Source organism: Pseudomonas sp. MPB26 (assembly GCF_046605355.1).
Classification (GTDB): domain Bacteria; phylum Pseudomonadota; class Gammaproteobacteria; order Pseudomonadales; family Pseudomonadaceae; genus Aquipseudomonas; species Aquipseudomonas cedrina.
Map to the genome: position 1 here is coordinate 5,739,656 of NZ_CP176793.1, position 21,138 is coordinate 5,760,793.

General features: G+C 62.0%; 20 protein-coding genes. 6 read left to right on the top strand and 14 right to left on the bottom strand.

What is annotated here, in order from left to right:
- Positions 1 to 48: 48 nt before the first annotated feature.
- The 3 genes from ACLH0H_RS26185 to ACLH0H_RS26195 are packed head-to-tail and all read right to left on the bottom strand — an operon-like array spanning position 49 to position 2,995.
- Positions 49 to 1,341, bottom strand: coding sequence for an NAD(P)/FAD-dependent oxidoreductase (locus ACLH0H_RS26185; RefSeq protein WP_411380270.1), 1,293 nt, complete (start codon positions 1,339 to 1,341; stop codon positions 49 to 51).
- 58 nt (positions 1,342 to 1,399) lie between these two features.
- Positions 1,400 to 1,822: a RidA family protein gene (locus ACLH0H_RS26190; RefSeq protein ID WP_076954045.1), complete on the bottom strand. Its 423-nt coding sequence runs from the start codon at positions 1,820 to 1,822 to the stop codon at positions 1,400 to 1,402.
- Between the two features lie 33 nt (positions 1,823 to 1,855).
- Positions 1,856 to 2,995 carry a tyramine oxidase subunit B gene (locus ACLH0H_RS26195; RefSeq protein WP_411380271.1) on the bottom strand — a complete coding sequence of 380 codons (1,140 nt, stop codon included), beginning with the start codon at positions 2,993 to 2,995 and terminating at the stop codon, positions 1,856 to 1,858.
- Between the two features lie 184 nt (positions 2,996 to 3,179).
- Here ACLH0H_RS26195 and ACLH0H_RS26200 point away from each other — a divergent pair, with 184 nt between their 5' ends.
- From ACLH0H_RS26200 to ACLH0H_RS26220, 5 genes are all read left to right on the top strand, one after another.
- A complete protein-coding gene (locus ACLH0H_RS26200) occupies positions 3,180 to 4,007 on the top strand; it encodes a helix-turn-helix domain-containing protein (RefSeq protein WP_411382466.1) in 828 nt (275 codons plus the stop codon).
- 164 nt (positions 4,008 to 4,171) lie between these two features.
- The gene (locus ACLH0H_RS26205) at positions 4,172 to 4,894 is read left to right on the top strand and encodes a response regulator (RefSeq protein WP_411380272.1); all 723 of its coding nucleotides are present in this window, start codon (positions 4,172 to 4,174) and stop codon (positions 4,892 to 4,894) included.
- The gene (locus ACLH0H_RS26210) at positions 4,891 to 6,012 is read left to right on the top strand and encodes an ATP-binding protein (protein WP_411380273.1); all 1,122 of its coding nucleotides are present in this window, start codon (positions 4,891 to 4,893) and stop codon (positions 6,010 to 6,012) included. The genes ACLH0H_RS26205 and ACLH0H_RS26210 overlap by 4 nt, the downstream gene beginning before the upstream one ends.
- Positions 6,013 to 6,165: 153 nt before the next feature.
- A complete protein-coding gene (locus ACLH0H_RS26215; RefSeq protein WP_411380274.1) occupies positions 6,166 to 6,648 on the top strand; it encodes a hypothetical protein in 483 nt (160 codons plus the stop codon).
- Positions 6,636 to 7,547, top strand: a complete 912-nt coding sequence (locus ACLH0H_RS26220) for an ABC transporter six-transmembrane domain-containing protein (RefSeq protein ID WP_411380275.1) — start codon at positions 6,636 to 6,638, stop codon at positions 7,545 to 7,547. The genes ACLH0H_RS26215 and ACLH0H_RS26220 overlap by 13 nt, the downstream gene beginning before the upstream one ends.
- A 49-nt stretch (positions 7,548 to 7,596) precedes the next feature.
- On the opposite strand, the gene ACLH0H_RS26225 is transcribed toward ACLH0H_RS26220, so the two are convergent.
- From ACLH0H_RS26225 to ACLH0H_RS26265, 9 genes are all read right to left on the bottom strand, one after another.
- Complete coding sequence (locus ACLH0H_RS26225) at positions 7,597 to 8,538, bottom strand: helix-turn-helix domain-containing protein (protein WP_065882047.1); 942 nt, start codon at positions 8,536 to 8,538, stop codon at positions 7,597 to 7,599.
- A gap of 50 nt (positions 8,539 to 8,588) precedes the next feature.
- Complete coding sequence (locus tag ACLH0H_RS26230) at positions 8,589 to 9,395, bottom strand: 2-keto-4-pentenoate hydratase (protein ID WP_411380276.1); 807 nt, start codon at positions 9,393 to 9,395, stop codon at positions 8,589 to 8,591.
- The gene (locus tag ACLH0H_RS26235) at positions 9,392 to 10,999 is read right to left on the bottom strand and encodes a bifunctional 3-(3-hydroxy-phenyl)propionate/3-hydroxycinnamic acid hydroxylase (protein ID WP_411380277.1); all 1,608 of its coding nucleotides are present in this window, start codon (positions 10,997 to 10,999) and stop codon (positions 9,392 to 9,394) included. Before ACLH0H_RS26235 ends, ACLH0H_RS26230 begins: the two co-directional genes overlap by 4 nt.
- A gap of 159 nt (positions 11,000 to 11,158) precedes the next feature.
- Positions 11,159 to 11,761: an amino acid synthesis family protein gene (locus tag ACLH0H_RS26240; RefSeq protein WP_411380278.1), complete on the bottom strand. Its 603-nt coding sequence runs from the start codon at positions 11,759 to 11,761 to the stop codon at positions 11,159 to 11,161.
- A 15-nt stretch (positions 11,762 to 11,776) separates the two neighbouring features.
- Positions 11,777 to 12,235: a VOC family protein gene (locus tag ACLH0H_RS26245; protein WP_076954034.1), complete on the bottom strand. Its 459-nt coding sequence runs from the start codon at positions 12,233 to 12,235 to the stop codon at positions 11,777 to 11,779.
- A gap of 11 nt (positions 12,236 to 12,246) precedes the next feature.
- On the bottom strand, positions 12,247 to 13,287 hold the full coding sequence (locus ACLH0H_RS26250) for a VPS10 domain-containing protein (protein ID WP_411380279.1): 1,041 nt from the start codon (positions 13,285 to 13,287) through the stop codon (positions 12,247 to 12,249).
- Between the two features lie 12 nt (positions 13,288 to 13,299).
- Positions 13,300 to 14,094, bottom strand: coding sequence for an SDR family NAD(P)-dependent oxidoreductase (locus ACLH0H_RS26255; protein WP_411380280.1), 795 nt, complete (start codon positions 14,092 to 14,094; stop codon positions 13,300 to 13,302).
- A gap of 27 nt (positions 14,095 to 14,121) precedes the next feature.
- Entirely contained in the window at positions 14,122 to 15,612 is a 1,491-nt protein-coding gene (locus ACLH0H_RS26260; RefSeq protein ID WP_411380281.1) for an aldehyde dehydrogenase family protein, read from the bottom strand.
- Between the two features lie 11 nt (positions 15,613 to 15,623).
- Positions 15,624 to 17,165, bottom strand: a complete 1,542-nt coding sequence (locus ACLH0H_RS26265) for an acetolactate synthase large subunit (protein WP_411380282.1) — start codon at positions 17,163 to 17,165, stop codon at positions 15,624 to 15,626.
- 316 nt (positions 17,166 to 17,481) lie between these two features.
- Between ACLH0H_RS26265 and ACLH0H_RS26270 the strand changes: the two genes are divergently transcribed.
- The gene (locus ACLH0H_RS26270; RefSeq protein WP_411380283.1) at positions 17,482 to 18,240 is read left to right on the top strand and encodes an IclR family transcriptional regulator; all 759 of its coding nucleotides are present in this window, start codon (positions 17,482 to 17,484) and stop codon (positions 18,238 to 18,240) included.
- A gap of 26 nt (positions 18,241 to 18,266) precedes the next feature.
- Here the strand turns inward: ACLH0H_RS26270 and ACLH0H_RS26275 are convergent, their stop codons facing one another.
- Both ACLH0H_RS26275 and ACLH0H_RS26280 read right to left on the bottom strand, forming a co-directional pair.
- Positions 18,267 to 19,589, bottom strand: a complete 1,323-nt coding sequence (locus tag ACLH0H_RS26275; RefSeq protein ID WP_411380284.1) for a hypothetical protein — start codon at positions 19,587 to 19,589, stop codon at positions 18,267 to 18,269.
- 57 nt (positions 19,590 to 19,646) lie between these two features.
- Entirely contained in the window at positions 19,647 to 21,068 is a 1,422-nt protein-coding gene (locus ACLH0H_RS26280; protein WP_411380285.1) for an aldehyde dehydrogenase family protein, read from the bottom strand.
- Positions 21,069 to 21,138: the final 70 nt, after the last annotated feature.

Genomic DNA, 21,138 nt, shown 5'->3' on the forward strand with positions numbered 1-21,138 from the left:
TTCTTCGCGAGCAAGCTCGCTCCTACAGGGGCATGGGCCTGGATCGGATCAGAAACGATCGAAGCGATACGGGCTCGGATCGATGATCGGGGTGTGCCCGCTGACAATATCGGCCGCCAACTGACCCGCCGCCGGCGAGGTGCCGAAACCGTGCCCGGAGAAACCGGTGGCCACGGTCAGGCCTGGGATCTGCGCGACCGGGCCGATCACCGGGTTGGAGTCCGGGGTCACGTCGATAGTGCCTGCCCAGGTTTGGGCGATCCGGGCTTGCTCGAATACCGGCCAGGCCGCCTTGAGGTTGTTCATCGCATCATTGTTGAGCCGCGGGTTGGCAGCGGGATCTTGCATGCGTACACGTTCGAACGGGCTGATGCTGTCGGCCGACCAACGCCTGGGCAGCGCCAGGTCGTTGAAAAAATACTTGCCCAGCGACACGTTCAACACGCTGCGTTGCGCACGAAATTGCGGCATGTATTGCTTGGCAAGCAACAGGTGATCGAGGGTCAGGAAGGCGTCCAGCTTGCCACGCTGGGTAATGATGAAGCCGCCGTCCTTGTGTTTGCGAAACGAAAAGTCTGGCGCGCCCACGGCAATCTCAGTAGGACCCTGCATCGGATGGGTACGCAACACCGAGCAGGTCAAGGCCAGGGTCGGCAAGGACACCCCGAGGTTGCCCAAAAAGCGCCGCGACCACATGCCGCCGGCGAGCAATACCTGATCGCAGCCGATCTCGCCTTTTTCAGTGACCACGCCACTGACCTTGCCGGCAGACATCTGCAGCGTACGCACCGCACACTGCTCGATGATCACCACGCCCAGAGCCATGGCCGCCTTGGCAATCGCACTGCTGGCCAGGGTCGGTTCCGCACGCGCGTCGGACGGCGTGTAGATCCCTCCGGCCCAGTCGCCCTCGCCGCCCGGCACCAACTGCTCGATCTCGCGCTTGCTCAGCAATCGAGAATCAAGGGAAAGATGCTCGACCGATTTGAGCCAGCCTTCATGCATAGCCATCTGCGTGTCGTTGCGGGCAACAAACATGATGCCTTCTTGCCGATAGCCCACATCCGCGCCTACCCGCTCGGGCATTTGCGCCCATAAGCGGTCTGCGGCCAGCGCCAGCGGTATATCGTGCGCGTGGCGGCTGGTCTTGCGCACCCAACCCAGGTTGCGCGAGGACTGTTCGCCGGCGATACGGCCCTTCTCCAGTACCACCACCGGGATGTTGCGTTCGGCCAGGGTCAGCGCGGCCGTCAGGCCGATGATCCCGCCGCCAATAATGACAACGGACGTGGCGGTGGGAAATTCGGTGGACGTATTCACGGGCGCAATAGTTGGGGCCATGATCAAGACTCGCAAAACAATAAAGGTCGGCCGTGCGAATGCACGGCCGCGTCACGGATTACTGCGCCAGGCGAATCACTTCGACTTGAGCTTTAGAGGCGTTGCGATAAGCCGTCACCTCCAGTTCCACCTTGTAGACCGTCGACCCCAGCGGCGGGCATGTAACGGTGCTGGCCGGATCGACGCCGCGAAACTTCTCGCCGATCAAGGCCATCACCGCCGGCACATCCTTGGGGTCCTGGATGAACACGCGCGAGCACACCACATCGGCCAGGCTGGCATCGACGGCGGCCAGCGCGGTTTCGATGTTGGCGAAGACCTGGTGCGCCTGCTCAAGGACGTCTTCCGGGATCAATTTGGTTTGAGGGTTGCGGCCGGCGGTGTTGGACACGTAGATCCAGTTGTCCACCACCACCAGGCGCGAATAGCTGGCCTGGTCTTCAAACGGCGAACCGGTCTTGAGCTTGATGATTTTTGTCATGTCGAAGGTCTCTTCAGTTGGGTAAGGAGTGGCTCAGCGCAGCACCGGGGTTTCCCACAGGTTCAATTTCACGCCGATGCCTTTTTCGATGGCATTGCGGTACACCACCGTGCCCCACGCCACATCTTCGACTGGCATGCCGCCGACCGACATGATGATGATCTCTTCATCGTTGCGGCGGCCCTGGGCATCGCCGGCGACGATCTTGCCAATGTCTTCGAGCTCGTCGGCCTGCATCTTGCCTTCGGCGATCATGTCCATGAAACGCACGCCGATCACCGGCACGCAGTGGTGCGCAGGCTTGGGCAGTTCTTCGAACCAGGCTTCGTACAGACCGGTGTTGTCCAGCACCTTGCGCACGTCGGCGCGCTCCATGCCTTCATCCAGCGAGCAGGACGCCGGCATTGCCATGAAGCACCCCGGCTTGACCCACTCGCGCTTCACAATTGGGTAGATCGAGGGGTCGCCTGTTTCACCGGAGCTACAATAAGTAACAAGGTCGGAATCACGGACCACCTCTTCGAGGCTGTCGACCACCTTAATCGTGGTGATCTGCGGGTAGGTTTCCTTCACCCAGCCCATGAAATCATTCAGGCTTTTCTCGCCACGGCCTTTGATCTTCAAGGTGTCGATCTGCGGGCACACGGCGATAAACGCGGCGAGCGTGGTCTTGCCCATCACGCCCGGGCCGAGCAGGCCGACCACTTTCGAGTCCTTGCGGGCCAGGTGGCGCGCGCCAACACCAGGGATCGCACCGGTGCGATACGCCGATAACAGGTTGGCCGACATATGCGCCAACGGAGCGCCGGTGTCAGGGTCATTGAGGGTAAACATCAGGATCGAACGGGGCAGGCCTTTGTCGCGGTTGGCGATGTTGGAGCCATACCATTTGACGCCCGCGGTGCAGAAGCTGCCGCCCAGATAGGCCGGCATCGCCATCATGCGGCGGTCGGCGGTCGGCTTGGGCATGTTCGGGAACGGCGAATCCTTCGGAAACACCACCATCGCGCCGTGGGAATCGTTGTTCGGCCCGGCCATGCGGTAGTCGCCGCTGTAGAGCAGGCCGAACATTTCCTCCATGGTATTCACGCAGGCGAGCATGTCGGTGACGCCAGCCCGGATCATGTCCTGCTCGGACAAGTAGATGAAGTCTATGTTTGTAGTAGTGGACATTATTATTCTCGACTGAAAGGGATATTGCAGCGGTAGGCGCTGCTCCCACGCTATCGAGGTCGAGTATCGGCGTGCGGTTGGTGACGGTATTGTAAATTTCGGACATCAAATTTCGAGCGACCCCTCGGAGTTGGCGTGAAAAGTGCGTGAATATTCCCGCATCTCTCCACCTGAAGGTCTGGTCATGCTCAACCTGTGTTCACCGCCCCTGCGGCAACACATTGCTTACGAACAACCCTGGTTCGTACTCAACTCTTCGCGGTATTCGGTTATGCCCTCCGAGCATCCGGCGATTTCGCACTTCTACGCCTTCGACGTCGACCTCTCGGCGGACCTGCTGGCGGTGCCGGACGGCTGCGTGGACATCGTCTTCGACTGTGACGCAACGCGCCCCACCGTGAGGATTTGCGGCACGCCACTGGAAGCCCAGCGAGTCGAGCTGCTCCAGGGCCATCATTACTTCGGCGTACGCTTCGCGCCGGGCGTGATCCCGGGTTTCATCAATGTGATGGCCGAGGACCTCACCGAGCAGGAATGGGATCTGCTGCAAGTGTCGGCGTTCGCCCAGCGCATTTTCGAAAACATCGTCAACGCCCCGCTGCTGCAGGACCAGATCAAGCTGTTCAACGACTACCTGGCCCCGCGCTTGATGGGCCGCACCTCGAAGCTCACGGCCATGGTCATCCAGCAGGCGCTGACCCATCGCGGGGACCTGCGCATCCAGCAATTGGAAGACCTCAGTGGCTACACCAGCCGCACCATTCATCGCCAGTTCAGCCAGGACACCGGCGTGTCGCCCAAGACGTTCTGCCGGATCATTCGCTGTCAGGCGGCGCTGGAAAGCCTGAATACCCGGCACGATGTATCGTTCTCGGATCTGGCTCTGGACCTGGGTTTTTCCGATCAATCGCACTTTCTGCGCGACTTCAAGAAGCTGGTCAGTACAACGCCGTGCGATTACCAGCGCAAAATGCTGCAGAGCGCCTGCAACGAGCGTATCCGCTTCGCCTGAGCGCCCGCCCCCGGGCGGCGAAAAATTAATTCGCCTCTCCATCATTTCTCCACAAACCCTTCGCTGAACCTGCATGCTTGCGGTGCATCATTCACTCCGTTGCTGAAAAACAGTGCAGCTTTTGCCGCATTGACCCGCAACACCGCACATCGAACGAGCAGACCATGACTGAATCACTCCTCGCATCGCCCGCCAACCAAGCGCTGGTGCTGATCGCCGAAGACGAGCCGGAAATCGCCGATATCCTCACCGCCTACCTCAGGCGCGCCGGTTTTCGCACCGCGCATGCGCAGGACGGACGGCGCGCGTTGGAACTGCACCAACAGCTCAAGCCCGACCTGGTACTGCTGGACGTGATGATGCCCAAGCTGGGCGGCTGGATGGTGCTGGCGGAGTTGCGTCATCGCGGCGATACACCGGTGATCATGCTGACGGCACACGACCAGGACATGGACAAGCTGATGGGCCTGCGCATTGGCGCGGACGATTACATCGTCAAACCCTTCAACCCGGCGGAAGTCATCGCCAGGATCCAGGCGGTGCTGCGCCGTTGTGGCGACCGGGGCGCCGGCCACAGCGTGGTGCGCGTCGACGCCTTTGAAATCGACATCGACAGCCATGAAGTGAACGTCTACATCGGCACACGAAAACAGCCGTTGCACCTCACGGTGACCGAATTCAACCTGCTCGCCCAACTGGCCAAGGCGCCGCGCCGCGTGTTCAGCCGCGCCGAACTGCTGGTGCTCTGCTCGCCGGAGAGCGACACCCTGGAACGTACCGTCGACAGCCATATCAGCAAGTTGCGCCGCAAGATCGAAGACCTCGGTCTGCACGGCGTACCGACCAGCATCCGTGGCGTCGGCTACCGGTTCGGAAGCCAGGCATGAGAATGCCCAACAGTTTGAGCCGGCAGATCATTTTGTCGATGTCGGCCGTGGTCCTGTGCGTGATTGCGCTCGCGGTCGTGGGCTCCTATGTGTTCTATGCCGTGCTCTGGAACCTGTCGCCGCCCACGGAGCTGGAATTGGAAGCGGATGAATGGCTGCCCACCGGCGTGGAATGGCTGTGGATGGGCCTGATCACCTGCATCAGCCTGGGCTTTGGTGTGGCGATGGCGGTCAAGTTGTCCAAGCGCATTCTGATGCCGCTCAATTCGGTGGCGATTAGCCTGCGCAGCCTGGCTGCCGGCGACCTGGATGCACGCGCCGTGGCGCCCGATCTTTCCCTGGGCGAAGCCGCCCTGTTGGTGGATGACTTTAATAGCATGGCGAATCGACTCAAACACATGGCCGAGGAGCAAGCCTTCTGGAACGCCGCCATTGCCCATGAACTGCGCACCCCGCTGACGATCCTGCGCGGCCGCCTGCAGGGGTTGGCCGAGGGCGTTTTCGAACCGGACACCGCGCAGTTCTACAGCCTGCTCGGCCAGGTCGAAGGCTTGACCCGCCTGGTCGAAGACCTGCGCGTGGTGGGCATGGGCGATAACGGCCACCTGGTCCTGGCGCTCAGTGAGGTGGAACTGGCCGACGCCCTGGAGGCCGAAGCGCGGCTGTTCGAGCCCAGCCTCAACAGCGCCGGGTTTACCCTGCAGTTGAACCTGCATAAGGGCCCCGTGCACTGCGACCCCGGTCGCATCCGCCAGGCCTTGCTGGCGCTGCTCGACAATATTCGCCGGCATGCCACGCCGGGCACGGTCAGCATTGAATTGGGCAGTGACGAGCGCGGCAACTTCCTGAGGGTCGCGGATGAAGGTCCTGGAATCGAAACGGCCTTCGCCGAGCATATTTTCGAGGCATTCCAGCGTGGCGAAAGTTCACGCTCGCGCGCCCAGGGCGGCAGTGGCCTGGGCCTTGCCGTGGTGCGCGCGATTGCCATCGCCCATGGCGGCACGGTGACCTGTCGACCCCTGACAAACAGCGGTGCTTTGTTTGAACTCAGTTGGCCCGCCGCATCACGTTTCACTGCCCAGACCGGATACCCGCTAAAACAACCCCGCAGTATATAAATACCCACCAAGGTGATGGCATGCGTTTGTGTATTGGCCTGTTCAAACGGGCAAGAAAATACCGCCACTTTGCCTTACTGGACACACACGGACGTTGTATGGCTTTCATGAGTTGCGAAGGGATTCCCGCCAGGGGCGAATGGGTGGAAGTCAATGAAGTCAATCTCGCCTGGCTCAGCCAAACGCTGCCAGGCCATGAGCGCCGGGACAGCGAATAGCCGCATTGTCGCCTGCCTGGCTCTGATGTTTAACGTTCTCACGTGGATAACTGTTATGCCGACACAGCATTCAGCTCGCAACGCTATCGACCTTAAACAACTGGAAGCGTCACTTTCGCTCTACAAGTTTAAATTGAGAAAGTTGCAACGCTTCTGGATTCCCCTGCAGAAGTACGCCCCGCAAAGTGTCTTGGCGTTATGGTTAATCGGCGTGTGCGTTTCATTAGTGACACTGTCGTACTACCACTGGCTGGTCATCGCCCCGGCTATTTGTATATTGATTACCGCGGAAATCATTGTCGAAGAAGTCCAGATCGATCTGTTATTGATGACCGACGAAGTGCGTTACCTGCTCGACGTCACCCGTCACATCTATCAACGCACCACGTACTCCACAGGCGCCCCATGCCAGCCGTAACGCCGCCGATTCTGCTTGAAGAAAGTAAAAAGCTGGGGCAGCAATCCGCCAGCCAGACCCTCAAGGCTATCGCCAGGGCCTACCCCGGCAAACTATCCGGCACCTTGTCGCTGGTCGCACTGGAAAACGCCTTGCTGCTGGCCTATCCGCTGTTCGCCGGGTTTGCCGTCGACTCGATCATTCGTGGCGATGCCGGCAGTGCCGTGTGGTACGCCGCCGTCGTGCTCGGTTTCTGGGTGGTCGGCGCGGCCCGCCGGGCCCTGGATACGCGCACCTTCACGCGCATCTACGCCGACCTTGCGGTACCGGTGATTCTCAACCAGCGCCTGCAACGCCACAGCACCTCCAGGGCGGCGGCGCGCGTGGTGCTGGCGCGGGATTTCGTCGATTTTTTCGAAAAGCATGTACCGACGATTGCCACCGCGCTGGTGTCGATCGTCGGCGCCGCGGCCATGCTGCTGGTGATCGAACCCTGGGTCGGCCTGGCGTGCCTGTTCGCATTGCTGCTGTGCGTCACGCTCATGCCCGGCTTCGCGCGGCGCAACCAGCGCTTGCATGAGCGTTTGAACAATCGCCTGGAAAAAGAGATCGGCCTGGTGGAAAAAGTCGGCGCACACACCCTGCGCCGTCACTATTACCTGCTGTCGCGACTGCGCATCGGCTTATCCGACCGCGAGGCCGTGGCCTTCCTGTCCATTGGCCTGTTGGCGGCGCTGTTGTTCGTGGTCGCGATTACACAACTGGCCGTGGCGCCGCAGATAAAAGCCGGGCACATCTACGCGGTGATGACCTACCTGTGGACCTTCGTCAGTTGCCTGGACGAAGCGCCTTCGATGATCGATCAACTGGCGCGGCTCAAGGATATCGGCAAACGCGTGGACCCCGGCCTGGACCGATAACTCACGCCGAACCCACATTTGGATTGCGGTGCATCAGATCTTTGGAGCATCAGCAAGACGCCCTGCGCGTTTCCGAAGGCGACTCGCCAAACAGCTCGCGATAATGCGTCGCGAAGTGGCTCAGGTGGAAAAACCCCATGGCCACGGCAATCTCGCCGACGTTTTTCTCGCTCGCGGACGTCGCGATCAGCCGGCGGCGCACCGCATTCAGGCGCAAATTGCGCAAGTACTCGACCGGGCGCATGTCGGTCACCGCCTGGAAACTGTTCTGCAAGGTCCTGCGGCTCACGCGCAGTTGCTCGCACAGGTCAAGAATGCTCAATGGGGTATCGCCACTGGCAATGATCAATTCCTGGCTGCGCCTGACCAGATACGCACTGACCGCAAAATTGCCACGCCGGCCACGCACTTCATCGCCGGCGTGGGTGAACAGATCAAGGAACGCTCCGAGCAATTCGTCCTCGAGCATCTTCTCGGCCGCTGGGCTGATCGTGTCGGCGTGTTCCAAAAAGTGACGAAACAGTGGGTGGATACGCTGGCGAATGCGCAACAGTAACGCTTCATCCACGCTGAGCGCCGAGACGCTGGTCAAACGCTTGAGCTGCTCGCCGGACAACTCGACAGCCGCCAGTCTGGCAAAGCGCAACGCGTCCACATTCAAGGCGAAGAAATGCGTGCCCTGTGGCGCATGCAACACAAACTCCTCGCCGTCACGCAACAGCACCACGCTCTCGGCACCCACCTGCTGGCCCTGCACCACCGGCGGGCTGCCCAGTGACATGGCCGCGCACAAGCGGCCCTTGGGCGAGCGGCCATGCTGCACCACACGCTTGTCCAGCACTTCCTGGAAGATCTGAAAGCGATCGCCGGACAACTGGCGCAACTCACTGGTCAGACAACCGCGACCGAGCTGGTCATAGACCTGCTGCCAGCCCTGGATCGAGCCGGCGTGCTGTTGAGAGTCATTGAAGGTGCGGACTTCGGCGAGCATGTTGGTCATTCCTCGGCGGCCTGATGCTTGTTTTTTGGCCTGAAGGGGGCTCAGTCATCCATGACGGTAGCGGGCGTTTGCGCAGGCACGGGGCCGGCGTGGAAATCCAAAGCCAGTTCCGTGCCAAGCATGTGCAGATGATAAGTGCCCGACTGAATATCCATCGGCGCCAGTAGCGCACCGGAAAGCACCACCTGCCCGGCCTCCACGCGATGACCATCGGCCAGCAAGCGCCGCACCAGCCAGCACAGGTTAAACAAGGGGCTGTCTTCTCGGTCCTGGGTATCGCCGCTGCCCAGATACACGCCCTCATGCTCCACGTGATACGCCACGCACGCATGCCGAACAGGATCGAACGGCACAGGCTGCCCTACACAGTACAGTGCCGCGGCGGCGTTATCGGCCAGAAACGCGCCAAGCCCGAAACGCCAGCCCTGCCAGCGGCAGTCGGCGATTTCGAACGCTGGCGCCACCTCGGTGACGGCCGCCAGGATCTCCTCATCCCCGTAGTCACCCGCTACCAGCGTGCGCCCGAACACAAACGCCAGCTCGACCTCAAGCTTGGGCTGAATTAACCGTTCAAATGACACCGTGCTGCCCGGCTCGACCTCCATGACCGCCGTGAGGCCGCCATACACCGGTTCGTCGAGGCCAAAGCGCGCTTGCGCCGCCCGGCCTGCAAAGGCGACCTTCCAACCGCTCAGCCGCTCGCCACCTGCCTGGCGCCGTGCCAGCCCCTGAAGCAGCAGACCATAGCCTTCCAGCCGGTCCAGCGCCTCGGGCGGCAAGGGTGCAATGGGCTGGGCGGTGCGCCAGGCCTCGTACAGTTGGCCGAGCAGTGTGTTGGCGCCACTCATGAAAGTTGCTCCGCGAGCTTGCGCAGTACGCCATCAAGCCGCTCAGGGGTGGTAATCGCCGCGACAAAGCGGTCCGGACGCACCACCACGATGCAGTCACGCACCTTGGAGAACCATTCGCCCAGGCGGTTATCCACGTCCTCCACAGTCACGGCGTCGCTGGCCGTCAACGGCTGGTTACGCCCCACGCCGCTGCGCGACCGGTTGACCTGGATGAAACAGGTACCCCAACGTGCCCAATAATCCGCCATCGGTTCGCTGAGGTGTTCGCGCGGGTTTACGCGGTAACCCAGCACGGCATAGCCGTTGCCGAGCACTTCGTCAAGGCGTCGGCGCTGGCCTTGCGCGTCTTCTATATTCGGCTGGATGAACAATTGCCCTACCAGATCATCCTCACGCAATTCGGCCCGCTCGTGATAGACCAGCCCTTTGGTGATGGTCGCCTTGGGTTTGAACTTGAACTCCAGCAAGTGCGAACGCAGGTTGTCGACGCTGTTGACTGCCTGGAACAGCCAGTCGCGCACACCGGCCATCAACGGGTTGGTCAGGCCAAGGACGGCGCCCATATTGTCGGCCAGGGCTACCAGTTCAGTGGCGTGACCACGGCGTTCCTGGTCGTAACTGGCCAGGATCGAGGGCGCCGCACGCCCCTGGATAATCGCCGCGAGCTTCCAGGCCACGTTGGCCACATCGCGCAGGCCGGAATTAAGGCCTTGCCCGGCCCAGGGCGGAGAAATATGCGCCGCATCGCCTACCAGCGCCACGCGCCCTTCGACAAAGCGCGCCGCGACGCGCGAGTGGTGGGTATAGGCACGAATGCGAATTACATTAAGGTCGTTGACGGCGTCGCCGATATGCCCGTGGATCAGCGTGCGAATCGTTGCCTCTTCGCACATTTTCGCTTCGTCCTCGCCCTCCATCAGCATGAATTCCCAGCGCCGTTGCTGGTAAGGCAAATAGATGCACACGAAGGGTCGCTGCGGGTCGGCATGCAAGGCGGTATAGGGCGCGTCCAGCGTGTCGTTGGCCGTATCGACCACCACCCATTTGCGTGGATGGGTCAACCCCAGCAGTTCAATACCGAGTTTTTTACGCACCGTGGAGCGACCGCCGTCGGCACCGATCACATAGTCGGCCTGCAGTTGGTAGACCTCGCCGTCGGCACCGCGCACCTGCAGGGTCACGCCCTGCCCGTCCTGCGCAAGTTCAAGCAGTTCGTGCCCCTGGCGCAACTCGACGCTGGCGTGCTGTCCGAGGTGCGCGCGCAAGGTGCCTTCGAGCAGTTGCTGCATGAAAATATTGCGCATCGGCCAGCCGTAGTGCGCAGCACTTGGCTTGACCTCGGCGAAACACACGCCGCGCGCGTTGTAGTAGCGCAGCGGCACATCGCAAATCATGTCGCGTACCGCCAGTTCGGCGATACCGATACCCTGCAACACCCGCAATGCCTCATCGTCCATGCCCACGGCACGGGGATAAGGCAGGATGCCGTCGGCCAGTTCAAGGACGATACAGTCGATACCGTACATTCCCATATAGTGCGCGGCCGTAATGCCGTTTGGGCCACCGCCCACGATGACAACCTGGGTCTTCTCCTGCTTCATCGCTATTCACCGCTTTCTTGTTGTAAGTTGAGTCCGGGCATCCGCATTTCTGTAGGAGCGAGCTTGCTCGCGAAGAACGCATAGGCACTGCATTTATCCAGAATGAACGCGTTATCGTTGACGTTCTTCGCGAGCAAGCTCGCTCCTACATGAGTGTTTTCAGTGCAGCCCGTCAAGGCCCTTTACCTCTTCGGCTTTCAGGCCGCCCAACCGTGCATGCAGCCGTCCGCGCGTGGCGAAGACCCAGATCACCACGATCTCATCCGGTGAAGGGCCGTCGCCGAAGGTCAGCGAGAAACTGTCGTAGTGCGAACGCACATACAACGCGTCCTTATGCGCCAGCGGCACGTCGATGGTCGAACCCGGCCCGCCGCGCTTGCCGGTCGAGGGCACCCACGACTTGCCACCACCCAGGGAGACGCGGATCGGATCGGCGGCCGGGTTGGTGAGGAACGCGTTGCCGTGCTCGTATTCACCCGCGCTGCCCACCAGGATGGCCTTGCCATAGCTGACAATTTCATGTGCGCCGGCCAACGCATTGATGCGCCGGCCGAACTCTTCGCCCAGCAACGGCGACGGGTCGATCAATTGCGAAAGATCCTCGCTGTAGCGCCCGGCATAAGGGTTGGCGATGACGGCAGCCACGGCGTATTTGAACAGCGGCTCGCCATCGGCCAGCTGGCCACTTTCGTTGGCCAGGGTCTCTTCGACGAAGCTGTACCATTTGCGGATGTGATAGCTGGCAAAATTCGCGGTTTTCATCAGGTGAACCTCGGTTCAAATCGGGTCAAGGGGGTCAAGCGTGATGTTGCGACTCGGTGCACGGGCGGCCTTGAAGCGGGCCTTGCCGCACGCATCGTCATGCTCGGTCTCGAGAAAGAATTCCATGCGATTGCAATCGGGGTCGTTGAAATACAGGCCGTTGCCGATTTCATGATCGGTAATTTTCACCACCTCCACCCCCTTCTTCAGCAACATGCCGTAGAGCTGGCGCAAGGTGGTCATGTCACCTTCGATTTCCAATCCGTAGTGCTGCAGGCCCAGGCCGCCCTGGTGAGCGCCCGGTTCTGCACGAATCAAGGCGATGTCGTGATGTTTGGTGCCAAATGCCATCATGACCCAACTTTCGCCCCGGGCACTTTCGTGCATGCCCAGGATGTCGGCATACCAGCGCGCCGACACATCAGGATCACTCACAAATAGCGATAAGTGAGTCCGAAGGATTTTGACTTTCATCACCGATTACCTCAGTTCTTCTTGACGATGGATTGATGCCCGGCCTTGATCTGCGCCACGGCAGGCGTCCAAAGCACATCCGCGATCTCGCTGAATTCGCGCCAGTGCTTCTGCCAGCCATCCCCGCCATTGTCGGAGGTGAACAAGTGCCCATACTTGGTGCCCGCCACGATCTGGCGCGGGTTGGCCGGGTTGAAGGCAATCGCCCAGACGCAGGAGTTGGGCTGCTGCGGCAGCGGCAATACCTCCCAATTGAGGGCGGCATTACGGGAAACCAGAATTTTGCTGGTGGTGCCGGGAGTGCCGTCGGAAATGCTCAGGTACAGCGTGTCCTCGGTGCCCAGCGGCGCGTTCATCGCGCGTATGTAGTACAGGCCGAACGCTTCCCGGCCAACGATGCCGGTCCAGGTCAAGCCTTCATCCAGGCTGCGGTAGACCGCGTTGACGCACACCACCACGATGACTTTTTCACCATGGTTGGGCAGCACCAGGATGTTGTGGATGTCCGAGTTGAAGTCCCACAGCAGGCGGTCATCAACCCGAGTCCAGCTGTCGCCACCGTCGCGGGAATGGAACAGCCCACCCTCCTCCAGGCCGAACCACACCTGATTGCGGTCGGTGGGGTCGTAGGCGAAGGCCAGCAAGCGTGGGCGGCTGACGCCGTCACAGAATTCAGGAATCTCCACCGGCGCGCGATCCCAGTTGAGGCCGCCGTCCAGGGTGCGCCACAGCACAGCGCGCGAGGGCGCACCGGTACCGACAAAGATCCGCCGGGCATCCTGCGGGTCCACCGCGACCTTCCACACCGTCTCGCCGTTGAACGGCGAATCGACGCGCTGCCAGTGCCCACCGGTGTCGTGGCTGACACACAAGCCCACATCGGTGCCGGCATAGATTCGCTCGGGCGTGTCGGGATGCACGCTCAACGAACGGGTGATCGCGTCGAATTCCAGGTCTTGCCCCAGGCCCAGACGATGCCAGGTCTTGCCGTCGTCGGCGCTGCGGATAACCGCCTGGCCAACGGTAGCGACTAACAGGGTTCCGTTACTCATCGCAATTGCTCCTCAGATGAAGATGCCACGGGTCAGGCCGCCGTCGATACCGATGGATTCACCGGTCACCGCGCCGGCCTTGGGGGATGCCAGGAAGCCGATCAGCCAGCCCATTTCAATCGGCGCCAGGGTGCGGCGAATCGGCGTCGCGTCGATGTAGGCCTGTTCAACCTGTTCCGCGGTCTTGCCTTGCTTGACCGCTTCGCGCTCGTACAGCTCCTGGATATGCGGGGTATCCACCACGCCGGGGTGAATCAGGTTGACCGTGATGCCCGACGGGCCGAGCTGGTCGGACAGGGTTTTGGTCATGTGGGCAATCGCCAGGTTGCGCATGCCCGACAGCACTTTGCTGCTGCGCCCGGTGAGCCCGCCGATGTTGATGATGCGACCGAAGCCGGCAGCCTTCATGTGAGGGGTCACGGCCTTGGCGCAACGGAAGTAGCCGATCACCTTGGTGTTGAGGTCCGACAGCAACTCCTCGTCGCCGGCGTGCTCGATGTCATTGCGCACCACACCGGACGGCGCTGCGGCACCGTTGACGAGGATGTCGATACGGCCAAAGTGCTTGTAGGCAGCATCGACCATCTCGGACACGGCCTTCATGTCGTTGGTGTCACAGAACAGCGGCAGCACTTCATTACCGGTCTGTGCCGTGATCTCTTCGGCAGCCAGTTGCAGGAACGCCATGCGCCGCGCGCAGATCACCACCTTGCAGCCTTCCTCGGACAGAAACCGTGCGACTTCCTTGCCGATGCCCATGCCGCCACCGGTGACGATTGCCACGCGGCCTTTCAATTCCAGATCCATTGCCATTTCCTCTTGTGATTGTTCGATTCAGGCGAGATCGACGAAGACGCTTTTGGTTTCGGTGTAGGCGTCGATCACGTTCTTGCCCATTTCCCGGCCCCAGCCGGACTGCTTGTAACCGCCGAACGGCGAGGCCGGATCGACCACGTTCCAACAGTTGATCCACACCGACCCGGCCTTGAGCTGCGCGGCCACGCGGTGCGCCGAGCGCAGGTCACGGGTCCACAGACCGGCGGCCAGGCCATAGGGCGAGTCGTTGGCGCGCAGCACCAGGTCGTCGATTTCGCTCCAGGCCATTACGGTCAGCACCGGGCCGAAGATTTCTTCGCGGGCCACGCAGGCGCGCTCGGCGCGGTCGAGGAAAACGCTGGGTTGAATGAAGTGACCGCGCTCCAAGTGTGCAGGGCGGCTGCCGCCGCAGATCAGTTCGGCGCCCTCTTCCTGGCCCCGCTGCAGGTAACCCTTGACCGTATTCAGTTGCCGCGCGGATACCAGCGGGCCCATGCTGTTGGCCGGGTCCAGGCCATTGCCGAGCACATAGGCGGCGGCATGGCGCTGCAGTTCTTCGAGCACCTGGTCGAGCACACTGGCGTGCACATACAGGCGCGAGCCGGCCGTACACACCTGGCCCTGGTTGTAGAAAATCCCATCGGCGGCGCCCTTGGCGGCGCGCACGATGTCGGCGTCGGGCAGGATGATGTTCGGTGACTTGCCGCCCAGCTCCAGCGAGACCTTCTTCATGTTGCCGGTGGCCGCCTGGGCGATCAGCCGCCCGACCTGAGTCGAGCCGGTAAAGGCGATCTTGTCCACGTCCGGGTGCTGCGCCAGTGGCGCGCCGGTGTCGGCGCCCAGGCCGGTGATCAGGTTGACCACGCCGGCGGGGAAACCGGCGACCTCGATCAGTTGCACCAGGCGAATCGCCACCAACGGCGTCTGCTCGGCGGGCTTGAGCACCGCCACGCAACCGGTGGCCAGCGCCGGACCAAGCTTCCACACGCACATGGTCAATGGGAAGTTCCACGGCACGATCAGCGCACACACGCCCACCGGCTCGCGCAGGGTGTAGTTGAGCATCGGCGCGCCGCTGGCCGGCGAGACGGGCAGCGTGCTGCCTTCGATCTTGGTGGGCCAGCCGGCAAAGTAGCGAATGATGTTCGCCGCGCTGGCCGCTTCACCGCGCGCATTGGCGATCGGCTTGCCGTTTTCCAGGGTGATCAGTTGCGCCAGTTCTTCGCGGTGCTGGTCCAACAGATCGGCCAGGCGAAACAGCAACAAGCCGCGCTGCGCCGGTGACTGCAAGGCCCAGGCGCCGGTAAAGGCTGCACGGGCAGCCGCGACGGCCGCGTTCACATCGCGCTCATCGCCCTGGGCGACTTCGGTCAGGGTCTGTTCAGTGGCCGGGTTTTCCACGGCAAAGCGGCGACCGCTGGCGGCGTCCTCCCAGGCACCGCCGATGAACAGGCGACCGGGCTGGTCCAGGAACGCCTGGACGGCAGGCAATAATGGGGACAGGTTCATGGTCGACTCCTTCACAGCGCCATTTCGATCAGGCAAGGCCCGGCATTGGCGGCGGCATTGGCCAGCGCCCGTTGCAATTCGGCGTTGGTGTGTACGGTGCAGGACGGCACGCCATAGCCTTTGGCCAGGGCCTTCCAGTCGATGCGCGGACTGTCGAGCACGGTCAGCTTCAGCGCCTGCGGGTCGAGCTCGGTCATGCCGAAACGGCGCAGTTCGTTCTGCAGGATCGCGTAGCGGTGGTTGGCGGCAATCAGGATCACCACCGGCAACTGCTCGCGTGCAATGCTCCACAAGGTCTGGATGGTGTACTGGGCGCTGCCGTCCGATTGAAGACAGAACACCCGGTTGCCCGGCTCGGCCAGCGCGGCACCGAACCCGACCGGAATGCCCTGGCCGATGGCGCCGCCGGTATTGGTCAGTACACGATGCCGCGCTGCACGGGCAGAAGCGGTGAAAAACGGATAGCCGCAAGTGCCGCCCTCCACCGAGACAATGCAGTCGTGCGGCAGCGCAGCGGCCAACACTTGCCCCACCGACTGCGGGCTCAAAGCGGCCTCGCCCGGCGGCAGCTGGATGTCCTGCGGCGTCGGCACATAGGCAGGCGCGTCCAGCGCATCGGCCAGCGCGGTCAGCGCTCCGGCCACGTCGTCGCCCACCTCGGCCAGCGACAGCAGACGCTCGCGCTCAGCCAACCGTGACGGAATACCTTCGTAGCCAAAATAACTGATGGGCTCCACGACACCCGCGCACACGACCTTGTCGTACTGCTCGAGGATTTCGATGGCCACTTCCGGAAAATACGGCAGGCGATCCAGGTCAGGCAAGCCGCCGCCACGGTAGCTCAGGCGTGGGAAAGTCTCGGCAAACATGCGCACGCCGGGCAGTTGTGCCAGGCGCCCCGCCGCTTCCAGGCCGGCCACCGACAAGCCCTGGTCACCGACGATGAAGACCAGGCGCTGGCCATCACGCAGCGCCTGGGCCACGGCTTCGATGCGGTCGCCGGCAAAGCGCCGGACCGGCGCACGCAGCGGGCTGAACTGGCCGCTATGGCTCACGGTGTTGGATTGCAGGTCCATGGGCAGGATCAAGCTGGCGATCTGGCCTTTGGCTTGCCAGGCAGCGCGCATGGCTTCCTGCAGGTCCTCGCCCACACCTGACGCGGTGCGGGAGGTGCGTACCCAACTGGAAACAGTCCCGGCCAGGGCCTGGATGTCGCTGGCCAAAGGCGGGTCGTAATTGACGTGCCAGGACGCGTGGTCGCCGATCACATTGACGATGGGCGTGTTGGCGCGCCGTGCGTTGTGCAGGTTGGCGATGCCGTTGGCAAAACCTGGACCCAGGTGCGTCAGGGTCATCGCCGGTTTGCCGGCGATACGGCCGTAACCGTCCGCCGCACCGGTACACACCCCTTCGAACAACGACAACACCGGCTTGAGGGCAGGTGCACTGGCCATCGCGGCCACCAGCGGAATCTCGGTGGTGCCCGGGTTGGCAAAGCAGTACTCGATACCGCTTGCCGCTGCCGCATTCACAATCAGTTGCGCGCCATTCATTGTCAGCCCTCTCGCTTGAGCGTTTTCTTTGGTGAGATTTATCACACACAAAAACAAACCAGACAAGATTTTTTTACCATAAATCTCTTATTTTGAGATTTACGAACAGTTAACAGCAAATAGAGATAGAGTGGCGACCTGTAGGAGCGAGCTTGCTCGCGAAAAACGTCAACGATAAAGCGTGCCTCCCGAAGGAATGCGGTGCCTGTGAGTTTTTCGCGAGCAAGAACTAGGCGTCCCCCTCGCTCGTACAATGGATTTTTGGCGTTTTCGCCTATAGTGCTTACCCGCGTGCCATCCCTTCTTTAGGAACGAAATGAGCAGCCTGAGTAAATTGCTGAATGTCCTCGACCTGTTCGGTCCAGCGACGTTGAAGATCGACCCGGATACCATCGCCGAGCGCATGGGCCTGTCGCGCGCCACCGCGTATCGTTACGTCAAGGAATTGTGCGACGCCGGCCTGCTGACCCGCGTGGATGCCGGCCACTACGGCCTGGGGCCACGCGTGATCGAGTTGGACTGGATGATGCGCCAGTACGACCCCATCCTTCTGGCGGGGCGCGAACTGATGCATGAGCTGTCGGCGCAGACCGGCCTGGCGGTGTTCGCCAGCGTTTTCTATGACGGGCGCATCATCAACACCTACATCGCCGAACCCACCGACACCTATCACTTTTCCTTCGGACGCGGGCATCCATTGCCCTTTTTCCGCGGCGCGCAGTCCAAGGTCTTGATCGCCTTCCAGAAAGGTCGGCGCCTGCAGCGCCTGTTCGAAGAGCATATGGCCGGCGACCCGGACAGCCCCTACGACTGGGCCAGCTTCGCCAAGGCGACCAAAAAGATTCGCAAGGATGGGTACTGCATGACCCACGATGAACTCAACCTCGGCCTGACCGGTATCGCCGCGCCCATCATCCAGCCGGACATCGACGAGGTGATCGGCAGCCTGTCCGCCGTCGGCAGCACCCAGAGCTTCAAGCTGCTGCGTCAGGAAACCGTGATTGAAATGGTCATGGACACCACCCGCCGGATTGCCGAAAACCTGCGCAATCCGCCGGGCGCGGCCGCGTCCTGAGGCTCAGGCGCGACCGCAGCGGTGGGTCAGAACGGTACGGCGATGGTCAACTGGCTGTAGACGTTGGTGCCGTTGCCGGCTACCTGGTTACCGCCGGTGGTGGCGTCCTGCTTGGGCTTGTAAAGGCCGATCAGCGGCGTAACGATCAGGTGCGGGTTGACGGCCCACTCGGCGTAAATATCCAGCTCCCGCGCATTGAGGTTCAGCGCATTGCTTTTGCGCACCGTGTCGAAGTCGAAGTACAGCGCGCCCAGGGTCAGGTTTTCCAGGGGCGTGGCTTTGAGGGCCACATGCTGAATGCTGGTGTTGCTGTTGAACGGCCCGGCATAGTTGCCGGCGACTTCGCCTTGCAGCCAGGTGCCGTAGCCGGTGCTCAAGCCGGTGAACAGCGAATCCCACTTCTGTGAGTAGCGGGTGTAGCGATAACTGACCTTTGGCGTCCAAGCGACATCGGCAAAGGTGTAGCCGGCTTCGCCGTACCAGGCTTTTTCCGGCCCGGTTTCCTTGTCCTGCCAGGCATATTCGAACGCCAGGCTGACATTCGGCAGACCCGCGTCGCCTTCGCCGCGCACGCTGTAGATATTCATGCCCTTGCGCTGGCGCTGAAAGTCACTGGCCCAGCGCTCGTTCACATCGATGCCATGTACCCAGGTCAAGCCCAGCGTGCCGGGCTTGGCGGTGTAATCCAGGGTCCCGGCGGCCACTTCGGTTTTGGCCTGGGCACGGTTATCGGACTGAAGCCAGAGCAGGCTGCCATGCAGGCCGTCTTTGCCGCCCAGGCGCAGGTAGGCGGTTTGATCGAAGGCGTGCCGCGCGGCCAGGTAATACGCGCCGCCACGGTTCATCGTGCCATTGGCCGGGCCCTTACCCTGGTTGGGCCCGTCGTCGTTGATCAGGAAGCCACTGCCGAGCTTGACCACCTGGCGCCCGCCGGAAATGTCCACGCCGTCCTTGCCCAGTGCCGGAAAAAGGTCGCCGGAGCGCCATCCCAGGTAAGCGTCTTCGATTTTGGTGGTGCGTTCGCTGCCCAGCGTATTGCCGGCCGGATCACCGTCGCCCCAGGTCGCCGAACTGACCAGGGCAAACGCCCCGTACGCGGTGCCATTGCCCGCCAGCGACTGGTCGCCGCTCAAGCCGTATTTGATATAGCCTTCGCGCCAGGTCGAACCGCCTGGCGTGCCGTCATAATTCTTGCGGCTGTTGAACATGCCGAACACGGCGGTCATGTCGGCATTGAGATGGCGGCTCTCATCGCTGTACAGCTCATAGGCCTGGGCCTGGCTGATGGCGCAAAGCGTCAAGGTACAGGCCAACGTACCGCTGAGAAATGAAGTGGACGAATACCGCATGATCGAAGCTCCTTGGGGTGCGCCTTTCAAAGGCTGTCTTTTAGGTCGCGACACGTTTTATTCGGCTGCGCGCTTGTTGACGAACAACAACTGCTGGCCGGTGAATTCCAGCAACCCTTCGAGGCCGAACTCGACGCCGAAGCCGGACATCTTGCTGCCGCCGAACGGCGTGTTCGGCTGGATGCGCGCGTGGCAGTTGACCCAGGCCACGCCACTCTCCAAACGGCTGGCCAAAGCCTGCGCCTGCGCTGCGTCCGGGCCCCAGACAGAGCCGCCGAGGCCCATGTCGCCAGCATTGGCGCGGCGCAATACATCCTCGACCTCCTGATAAGCGATCAGCGGCAATACCGGCCCGAACTGTTCCTCGTCGACCAGGCGCTGGCCATCGGTGACATCCGCCACCAGTGTCGGCGGGTAAAAGAACCCGGGGCGGTCCAGGCGCGCACCACCGCAGAGCACCCGCGCACCCTGTGCCCGCGCATCGGCAATCAGGGTGTCCACCAAGCGCAGTTGATCGAGGTTCTGCACCGGGCCGAAGTTGACGCCGGGCTCCAGGCCATCACCGACCACCTGGCGCTCGGCAATCCGTGTCAGCGCCTCGGCAAATGCCTGGTACTGGGATTCGTGAATGTACAACCGCTTGAGGGCGGCGCAGGTTTGGCCCATGTTGAGGAAGGCGGCCTGGAAAATTTCTTCGGCCACCTCCTCCACCGGCGTGCCAGGCAAGACAATCGCCGCGTCGTTGCCGCCCAGTTCGAGCGTCAGGCGCTTGAGGTTGGTGGCGGCCCCGCGCATCACGCTCTGGCCGGTGGCGGTGGAGCCGGTGAACACAATCTTCTGGATTCCCGGGTGCGAGGTGATCGCGCTGCCGAAACCCTGCTCGCCGGTCACGCAGTTGATTACGCCGTGGGGCACATGCCGCCCGATGATTTCAACCAGGCGCAACGTACTCAGCGGCGTCAGGCTCGACGGTTTGCTGATCACGCAGTTACCCGCGCGCAGCGCCGGCATGATGTGCCAAACGGCAATCATGAACGGCCAGTTCCACGGCGTGATGGAAGCCACCACGCCCAGGGGCTTGCGATGCAGCTCGACGCGCTGGGTCGGGGTCTCTTCCACCAATTCCACGGCAATCTCTTGACCGGCCGCGTAGCGAGTCCAGGCGGCGGCGCCCATGACTTCGGAAAACGCCAGTTCAAGGGGCTTGCCTTGTTCCTGCACGATCAGCCGGGCCAGGGTGTCGGCGTCCTGCTCGATGTCATCGGCGATCGCATTGAGGCGCTCGCAGCGCAGAGCGTGGGCGCTGTGGCGCCAGGTCTTGAAAGCCGCCTGGGCGGCGGCTACCGCCTCGTCCAACTGCGACAGCGAACCGGCCGGGCATTGCGCGAATGCGACGCCGGTCGCCGGGTTGATCACATCGAACTGGCCGTTTTCACCGCCAACCGCAACGCCATTGATGAACATCTTGTACGGGTGCATATGCAATTTCCTTTAACGCAGACGAGCCTTGCCGGACAGTGGCAAGCGAACAATTCACAGTAGAGAGGTA